This window comes from Shinella lacus (assembly GCF_010994755.1).
Lineage (GTDB): Bacteria > Pseudomonadota > Alphaproteobacteria > Rhizobiales > Rhizobiaceae > Shinella > Shinella lacus.
In genome coordinates, this window is record NZ_WHSB02000036.1 from 1 (window position 1) to 4,008 (window position 4,008).

Genomic DNA, 4,008 nt, shown 5'->3' on the forward strand with positions numbered 1-4,008 from the left:
GGGCGGCCGGCGATGTCAGGGGCGAAAGAGATGATGCGGCCCGTCGCCGGGCCTCAGTGCCGGGGGCGCAAGCCACCGACCGGACAAGCGATCGTTACCGGGATCGGCGGAGACGGCCGAAGGCTGGCTCCGTGCGCGCATAGAGCGCGGCCGACCGGAACGGGCGGTGGCCCAACCAACTATATCATTGCATATTTCGCATGAAATACGTATATTAGGTACATCCAGAATCGAGGCTGACGATGAAGCAGTTCACCTTTTCCGACATGAATCGGGCATCCGGGGAAATCCTCGAAGCCGCCCTTATCGAGCCCGTCGCGCTCACCAAGCGCGGCAAGCAAAAGCTGGTGATCCTGACGGCCGACGCCTATCAGCGCCTGAAGGGCGAGACACATGCCAAGGCGTACCGCCTGGAGGACGCGCCCGACGAGATCCACAATGAGCTGATGACCGGCATCGACGCAATCCTCGACGATGCGGGGCGCGATGTTTGAACGGGGGCAGGTCGTCCGATTCCATTATCTGTGGGCGCGGCAAGCAAGCGCGGGCGAAGAATCCGGTCGCAAAGCGCGTCCGGTCTGCATTGTCGTGCGCACGCCCGGCAATCCGGGCGCGGTCTATCTCTTCCCGATCACATCGCAGGAGCCAAAGAGCGACCGCGTTTCACTTTCGCTCTCCGAAATGGAATGCCGCCGCGTGGGCTTGTCCTTTCCTTGCTGGATCATCCTTGATGAATACAATCGTGTGGAACTCGACAAGGCATTCGATTTCGACTCGACCAAACCAATCGGCAGCGTGAGCGCCGCCTTTCTCGAAAAGGTCGCGGCCGTGATCAAGCAAGCTTCCGCCAACCGCCAGGTCAAGGGCGTCAACCGAACATAGGGGGGAATGACATGGCAATGACCGATTATGAACGCGCCGCATTCGAGCGTCTTCTGAAAATCGCCAGAAGCGACACCGGGCAATCCCGACGGGCCGCGGCATTTCTTCTGGCATGGTGGAATGCTGACCGCCTCGGCGGATTCGACCTGACGGACCTGTTCGGCGTGGATCAGGTGATTGCCGCCGATATGGGGACTGTGTTCGTCTGCCTCGGCCGCCAGTCCCAGGCATTCTACCCCGAAGAGTATCGAACCGAGATCGAGGCTCTTATCGAGGCTTGGCGGCCCGAGATCTGGGCCGAGAGCCAGAGCTAAGGCCCTATGGGCGGGAAGGGAGCTCGAGGGGTGGGGCTCCGGGGCACCCCTCGACCTGGCCGGCGCCGCTCGATGCGGCAAGGGACAGGAACACGAGCGCCGGCGCGAAACAGTCTCGCAATCCCGTAAATGCAAAGGGACGCCCCTCCTTTCGGCGGGGCATCCCTTCTGGCTGCGCGGCGTGATGCCTATGGCGCGTTTTTCGCCGCTGGCCCTTTAGAAATCAACCGCTTGATATGCGCGCGAAGCTCAGCCTCCGTTCCGGCAAACCGATCCTGCCCTTCGGGATAGGTGATCGTCCAAGCTTCGTTTTTCGAGGCCCTCGTCGCTTCGTAGATGTCGCCATTGTCGGCGGTCACAGCTATCACAGCGGACGGGCGTTCGGATGCCGACTTCGGCTTCGGTAAGGTATACGACACCAGCCAGCTTGGGCCATGCGTGTTTCGCAGCGCCTGCAATATGCCGATCGTGCGGGCATTCATCCAATCGTCGTTCAGCTTTGACTTCCAACGGCGACCGTTCTCGAGCGCGAAAGCCTGAATGGCGGCGTGCTCCTTCGGGGTCAGGGAGCGAAGCTTGTTCATTGCTGATCCTCCGGCCTGCTCGCTCAAAGCGGCACTGACCGCGATGCCATCCTCCAGCCAGGCGATTGCCGACCTGATTGCTTCAAGATCACCGTCAATGCCGTCCTGCAGAGGATCGCCTTCAAAGCCGCACATGAACCGTTCGGCCCGCCGGAGCGCGTCGAGCACGGCGTCACTGCTGTCTATCCCTGACAAAGGCTTGGCAACGTCGGCGCGGCGCGCCACCTTGGCGATAATGGCATCCGCGCCGGGCAGCCATGCGCTAAGGATCGGATCGCCTTCGGCGCTCGCCACCCTTACGCGCGCCACGGCGAATTTCAGCGAGTGCAACACCTCCGCCAGCGCTGTATCCTCTTCATGGGAAAGGGCGGCTTCAAGCGCGATGCGGACCTTCCATTGAAGGCGATTTTTTTCAGTTCCGCGCCCAAAGGCGTCACCCCAAAAGTGTTGCTGCTCGATAAAACGCGGCTCTTTTGTCCAATAGATTTCAAATTGCTCATCGGACCACCCGTAGGTGGATTGCTTGACCATCTTTTCGACAGCCTTCGCGGCGCGCTCGATCATCTCATTCGTTACCTGCATCTGAGCCTCCAATAGCTGCGCGGGCGGGTTTGCCGGTCTTGAAGTCAACGATCTTCCATTCCCATTCCGGATTTTCTTCCCTGTTGTCGTCTATGAGGGTTTGGGCCTTTTCCGGGGTTGCGAATTGGGCTGCATGGATGCGCAAGGGGTTGGTCCCTCGACGGGTCAGGAAAGACCATTTTTTCTTCCCGACCATGCGGACTTTGATTGCGTAGCTCATGCGTCACCGCCTTTCGATGCAATGGGGCTCCCGACCTGGGATTCATCGTCTGGGGCTGTTTCGAGCGCGGCGGCCGTGCGGGGGAGGGAGCAAAAGTGAAGGCGATCGCGAACGATGCAGGAAAAGCCGCTATCGGTGGAAATCCGGAATCCTTCGGGAGTCTCTTCCTCAAACCATCGGTCTCCGGCTTCGATGCAATCCCGAATATTGTTTAAGGTGATGAAAAATGCGCCGCCCCAGGACGAGGGAAAGCGAGAGTGAATTGCATTGGCCAATGCCATGGGACGGACATGGCCAGTGATCTCCCCACTATTGGAGATGACGACTGGATGCGCGGGCTTCATGGTCTACCCTCCGATATGGTGGTGATGAATGCGAGCGCCGCCATTGCCGGCGGCGCTCCTATTGTCCCGATCAGGATTTCAGGGCGGCCATCCGCTCGCCAAGCAGCCAAAGGGCCTTGTTCAGCTTGATATCCTGATCGATCCCGTTGACCGCGCGGGATGTCGCACGGCGCGGCCTGCCGAGGTCGTCGCGACCCACGCCGCGCAAACCGCCCTTGATGGCGTTTTCCTGCACCACGTTCCACGTCGTCCAAAGATCGTTGGCACGGTCGTGGTGGCGGCGCGGGACAAGCAACTGCTCCGGCTTGATCGGCGTGGTCGTCTCGCCTTCATTGTCTCCGAAGCGGAGAACATGGGCGGCATCCGCCAGAATTTGAGCCTCCTCGGGCTTCATGCGCATGGTCGACCAATCTTGCGGGGCCGCAAGGGTGCGTTCTGCCTCGCCGAGAACGCGATAGGTGCCCTCGATGACCTTGTGCTGCACGTCGCCGGAATGGCGGACCTTGATGGCGTCGATGGTACCGGTCTGCGTCACCAGGGAATTGAGGCAGCGGACGCGGAAAAGCCCGGCCATCAATTCGTAGGCGCTGGTTCCGTCATTGGCGTTCTTGAGGAGGATTTCGCAGACGGTATCCCCGACGTTATAGACCTTGCCGTCATCGACGCGGCGCATGCGAATGAGGTGCTTGGTAAAATCGGCCTTGCCTTCGGTGCGGCTGCGGGACTGCTTGACACCGACCGGCATGAAGCCTTCGTTCATGAGGCCGCGCAACACCTCGATGGTCGGGATGGGTTTGAAACGCTCGGACCTGCTCTCATGGGCGGTCACGGCAAAGATGGACGGCGCGAAGCTGCGCATTTCGGTTTCGGTCAGGGCGCGGCCGGTGTCGAAACGGGCGGTCTGGGTGTAGATGCTCATTTTCTGTCTCCATGTTTCCCGAACTCCCGCAGGGGGAGCCCCCTTGGGCGAAGCCTCCCCGGTCTTTCCGGGGGAATGGCCTCTGACATTCCCCCGGACAGAGGGGGGAGGGCGCAGCCCGCCCCATGGCGGCGGTCGTTCGGGTCAAGGGGTCGTGGCGGGG

At 61.0% G+C, this 4,008-nt stretch carries 7 protein-coding genes; 3 read left to right on the forward strand and 4 right to left on the reverse strand.

Going from position 1 to position 4,008, the window contains the following annotated elements; genetic code table 11:
- The first annotated feature begins 242 nt into the window (after positions 1-242).
- From GB927_RS34075 to GB927_RS34085, 3 genes are read left to right on the forward strand one after another with little or no spacing between them, the layout of a single operon-like run.
- Positions 243-494 (forward strand): type II toxin-antitoxin system Phd/YefM family antitoxin, encoded by a 252-nt coding sequence (locus tag GB927_RS34075; RefSeq protein WP_064334353.1) that lies wholly within the window; start codon positions 243-245, stop codon positions 492-494.
- Positions 487-882 carry a type II toxin-antitoxin system PemK/MazF family toxin gene (locus GB927_RS34080; RefSeq protein ID WP_256121568.1) on the forward strand — a complete coding sequence of 132 codons (396 nt, stop codon included), beginning with the start codon at positions 487-489 and terminating at the stop codon, positions 880-882. The genes GB927_RS34075 and GB927_RS34080 overlap by 8 nt, the downstream gene beginning before the upstream one ends.
- A gap of 11 nt (positions 883-893) precedes the next feature.
- Entirely contained in the window at positions 894-1,196 is a 303-nt protein-coding gene (locus GB927_RS34085) for a DUF7673 family protein (protein WP_369431785.1), read from the forward strand.
- A gap of 188 nt (positions 1,197-1,384) precedes the next feature.
- On the opposite strand, the gene GB927_RS34090 is transcribed toward GB927_RS34085, so the two are convergent.
- The 4 genes from GB927_RS34090 to GB927_RS34105 all read right to left on the reverse strand — a co-directional run bounded on the left by GB927_RS34090 (position 1,385) and on the right by GB927_RS34105 (position 3,845).
- Positions 1,385-2,362 carry a hypothetical protein gene (locus GB927_RS34090; RefSeq protein ID WP_256121569.1) on the reverse strand — a complete coding sequence of 326 codons (978 nt, stop codon included), beginning with the start codon at positions 2,360-2,362 and terminating at the stop codon, positions 1,385-1,387.
- Positions 2,346-2,582, reverse strand: a complete 237-nt coding sequence (locus GB927_RS34095; protein WP_256121570.1) for a hypothetical protein — start codon at positions 2,580-2,582, stop codon at positions 2,346-2,348. The genes GB927_RS34090 and GB927_RS34095 overlap by 17 nt, the downstream gene beginning before the upstream one ends.
- The gene (locus tag GB927_RS34100) at positions 2,579-2,926 is read right to left on the reverse strand and encodes a hypothetical protein (protein WP_256121571.1); all 348 of its coding nucleotides are present in this window, start codon (positions 2,924-2,926) and stop codon (positions 2,579-2,581) included. Before GB927_RS34100 ends, GB927_RS34095 begins: the two co-directional genes overlap by 4 nt.
- 70 nt (positions 2,927-2,996) lie before the next feature.
- Complete coding sequence (locus GB927_RS34105) at positions 2,997-3,845, reverse strand: DUF932 domain-containing protein (RefSeq protein ID WP_256121572.1); 849 nt, start codon at positions 3,843-3,845, stop codon at positions 2,997-2,999.
- Positions 3,846-4,008: the final 163 nt, after the last annotated feature.

Coding starts and splice junctions, on each gene's coding strand:
- GB927_RS34075 (WP_064334353.1), top strand. CDS start 243: ATGAAGCAGTTCACCTTTTCCGACATGAATCGGGCATCCGGGGAAATC.
- GB927_RS34090 (WP_256121569.1), bottom strand. CDS start 2,362: ATGCAGGTAACGAATGAGATGATCGAGCGCGCCGCGAAGGCTGTCGAA.
- GB927_RS34080 (WP_256121568.1), top strand. CDS start 487: ATGTTTGAACGGGGGCAGGTCGTCCGATTCCATTATCTGTGGGCGCGG.
- GB927_RS34085 (WP_369431785.1), top strand. CDS start 894: ATGGCAATGACCGATTATGAACGCGCCGCATTCGAGCGTCTTCTGAAA.
- GB927_RS34095 (WP_256121570.1), bottom strand. CDS start 2,582: ATGAGCTACGCAATCAAAGTCCGCATGGTCGGGAAGAAAAAATGGTCT.
- GB927_RS34105 (WP_256121572.1), bottom strand. CDS start 3,845: ATGAGCATCTACACCCAGACCGCCCGTTTCGACACCGGCCGCGCCCTG.
- GB927_RS34100 (WP_256121571.1), bottom strand. CDS start 2,926: ATGAAGCCCGCGCATCCAGTCGTCATCTCCAATAGTGGGGAGATCACT.